This window comes from Angustibacter aerolatus (assembly GCF_054776675.1).
Genome location: NZ_BAAHBM010000179.1, coordinates 1 through 1,893, shown reverse-complemented (window position 1 = coordinate 1,893; position 1,893 = coordinate 1). Strand labels below are relative to the sequence as shown.

At 76.5% G+C, this 1,893-nt stretch carries 2 protein-coding genes; both read left to right on the top strand.

What is annotated here, in order from left to right; genetic code table 11:
* The first annotated feature begins 11 nt into the window (after positions 1-11).
* A complete protein-coding gene (gene proB, locus ACYVI6_RS18610; RefSeq protein WP_460447780.1) occupies positions 12-1,148 on the top strand; it encodes a glutamate 5-kinase in 1,137 nt (378 codons plus the stop codon).
* Positions 1,149-1,157: 9 nt separating this feature from the next.
* Positions 1,158-1,532 carry a hypothetical protein gene (locus ACYVI6_RS18605; protein WP_460447779.1) on the top strand — a complete coding sequence of 125 codons (375 nt, stop codon included), beginning with the start codon at positions 1,158-1,160 and terminating at the stop codon, positions 1,530-1,532.
* Positions 1,533-1,893 lie beyond the last annotated feature (361 nt).

Here is a 1,893-nt window from a genome sequence, read left to right as displayed (position 1 = left end):
CCCGGGCCGCGATGGCTAGGGCGACGGCGGGCCGCGCGGCGCTCGCCGACGCCGCCCAGGTCGCCGTCAAGGTGGGCTCGAGCTCGCTGACCCGCCCGGACGGGCGCATCGACGACGACCGGGTCGGCGCGCTGGTGGACGCGCTGTCCGCGGCGCGCGGGCGCGGCACCGAGGTGGTGCTGGTCTCGTCCGGCGCGATCGCGGCGGGCCTCGAGCCGCTCGGGCTCGATCGGCGCCCGCGCGACCTCGCCACCCAGCAGGCCGCCGCCAGCGTCGGCCAGGGCCGGCTGATGGCCCGCTACACCACCTCGTTCCTGCGCCACGACCTGCGCGTCGGGCAGGTGCTGCTGACCGCCGAGGACGTCATCCGGCGCACGCACTACGCCAACGCCCGCCGCACCTTCGGGCGGCTGCTGCAGCTCGGTGTGGTGCCCGTCGTGAACGAGAACGACACCGTGGCCACCGACGAGATCCGGTTCGGAGACAACGACCGGCTGGCGGCGCTCGTCGCGCACCTGGTGCACGCCGACGCGCTGGTGCTGCTGACCGACGTCGACGCGCTGTACGACCGCGCCCCCGGCACGCCGGGCGCCCGGCGGCTCGACGTCGTGCGCGGCCCGGCCGACCTCGAGGGCGTCGTGCTGGGCCGCAGCAGCAGCCGGGTCGGCACCGGCGGCATGGTGACGAAGGTGGAGGCCGCCTCCATCGCCACCACGGCGGGCATCGGCACCGTGCTCACCGCGGTCGACCGGTTGCCCGAGGCGCTGGCCGGCGACGACGTCGGCACCTGGTTCGCGCCCACCGGCTCGCGCCGCGCCAGCCGGCTGCTCTGGCTGGCCCACGCCACCCGTCCGCGCGGCCGCGTGCGGCTCGACGCCGGGGCCGTCGCGGCCGTCGTCGAGCGTCGGATGTCGCTGCTCCCGGCGGGTGTCACGGGGGTCGACGGCGAGTTCGCCGCGGGGGACCCGGTCGACCTGGTTGACGAAAACGGTCACGCCGTCGCCCGCGGACTGATCCAATATGCAGCGAAGGAGCTGCCCGGGTTGCTGGGTCGTTCCACCCGTGAGCTCGGCCGCGAGCTCGGACCGGCGTACGAGCGCGAGGTCGTCCACCGCGACGACCTGGTGCTGCTGCGCCACCAGACCTGAGGAGGCTGCGTGCTCGTCGACGTCGACCTGACGGCCGGGGGTGAGGCGATGCCGTTGTGGCACGTCACGCTCACGGTGGCCGGTGACGCCTGCGAGCCGGACGCCCTGCGTCTCGCGCTCGACCGGCTCGTCATGGAGCGCCCGTTCATGCTCTCGGTGCGCTACGACGGCGAGCGCGCCGAGCTGCGCTACTGGGACGAGGCCGAGGACGTCGACGACGCCGCCGCGCTCGCCCTGCGCCTGTGGGGCGACCACCGGGCCAGCTGCGGCCTGCCGAGCTGGCGGGTGGTCGGCCTCGAGGTGCTCGACCGCGACACCGTGCACGCCCGCGGCGCCGGCCGCCCGGCGTCCCCGCTCGTCGCCGCCGGCGTCACCCCCTTCTAGCCCCACCGCCCCCGCCGAGCCCTCGCCGGGGCGCCCGCGAGCCACGTGAAGTCGGCTGGCGCACCGTTCGATGGGCGTGCAAGCCCATGGAACGGTGCGGCAGCCCATGGGCACCAGGGCCTCAGCGATGTGTCCGCGGGCGGCGAACGGGCCTGTGCGCCGATACCCCCCGCCCGTAGGCTTGGCGGCATGAGCGCCCCGACCAGCGAGCGTCCGCAGACCGTGCCCGACGCCGCCGTGCGCGACCGCGTGCTCGAGGCCTGTCGCCGGGCCCGGGAGGCCGCGCGCGCCGTGCGACCGCTGACCCGGGCCGCGAAGGACGCCGTGCTGCTGGCCGCCGCCGACGCGCTCGACGCCGCCG